The 1189-nt window shown below is 28.2% G+C and carries 2 protein-coding genes; both read right to left on the bottom strand.

The features are described from left to right. Positions 1 to 126 precede the first annotated feature (126 nt). On the bottom strand, positions 127 to 669 hold the full coding sequence (locus ACNQGX_RS18325) for a hypothetical protein (RefSeq protein WP_417978752.1): 543 nt from the start codon (positions 667 to 669) through the stop codon (positions 127 to 129). A gap of 2 nt (positions 670 to 671) precedes the next feature. After that, positions 672 to 1052: a hypothetical protein gene (locus ACNQGX_RS18320; RefSeq protein ID WP_417978750.1), complete on the bottom strand. Its 381-nt coding sequence runs from the start codon at positions 1050 to 1052 to the stop codon at positions 672 to 674. Positions 1053 to 1189 lie beyond the last annotated feature (137 nt).

Here is a 1189-nt window from a genome sequence, read left to right as displayed (position 1 = left end):
TGAAATTCTTTCTAAAAACTTAACGATAGCTCCATAGTTGGAACGGCATGTAATCGGTTCCGTCCAACCGAGGCTTCATTGTTGGCTTTTCAAGCCCAACGAAGCCTTTACTGTTAGGCGAAGTACTTATTCTTGTGAATGATATTTATCTTCAAAATACTCTTTTATTTCACTTTCTAAAATTTCCACTTCTTCATTAATATCAAATACCTCAAAAATCCCAATTGGATATTCTGAAACTTCAGCAACTATCACTTCATCACCATCATTATCAGTAAAGAATAAGCTATAAAATGTTTCCGTTCCCATCTGTCTATCTGCATCAATTGAATTAACTTCTATTTCGCATATAAAATCTTCATCATTATATCTAACAAATAGTCCACTAGTTTTTTCAAGATATCCATTTACTACAGTGTTTAAAAATTCTTTAAAGTCATTTATATTTTCAAACAATTTTTCATTTCTGTAAAAATCTATCAAATATTTATTTATCGATTCGTCTAGATTAACTTTAATTTGATTATCAACAATAATGTTTAAAATTGTATTATTCAAGATAATGTCAATAAAATATTTATCATTTATTTTTTCAAAATGATATTTTTTTATGTGATTAATATTGGCATTAATTTCATTTATCACATCTTTTTGCAGTTGAGTTTCCATATTTATTTTGATAAAATTACTTCTCCTGTTAATACTTCACTAATAATAAAACTTCCATCTTTATTAATTACAATCCTGTTTCCTTTTGTCCTAGCAATAATTTTCCCTCCACTTTCTTTTTGTATATAATCTTCAAAAACAGGATACATTCTTCCATTGTAATTTAGTCCTGGGTTTTTTAGCTTTTTTTGTCCAGAATGACAATCTTCAACATCATCTAATTTTGAATTAATCAATTTGAGTGATTCATCAGCTGAAGAACAACGGTCAGCTATTTCCAATAAATGAAAGTAAGTCTTTAATCTTGACATTTTATCAAGCAATATTCCACATTTATTTAATGGAGGTATTTTTATTTGATCGAGTATCTCTTTTAGTGCCATATTTTTTTTGTATTTCGCCTAACGTCAGTCTGTGAAAAAACTTCCGTTTGATTACGAACAAATATAGCAAAATACTGCTGTTAAAACAGGATTTTTCGTATTTTTAAGAATGCAACATATCCTAGGAATTTCCCGCC

Origin of the sequence: Flavobacterium glycogeni, assembly GCF_048286775.1 — a bacterium.
In the GTDB taxonomy this organism is placed as follows: Bacteria; Bacteroidota; Bacteroidia; order Flavobacteriales; family Flavobacteriaceae; genus Flavobacterium.
The sequence above is the reverse complement of the archived record's forward strand: the minus strand, read 5'-3'. Positions and strand labels throughout refer to the sequence as shown.

Coding starts and splice junctions, on each gene's coding strand:
- ACNQGX_RS18325 (WP_417978752.1), bottom strand. CDS start 669: ATGGAAACTCAACTGCAAAAAGATGTGATAAATGAAATTAATGCCAAT.
- ACNQGX_RS18320 (WP_417978750.1), bottom strand. CDS start 1,052: ATGGCACTAAAAGAGATACTCGATCAAATAAAAATACCTCCATTAAAT.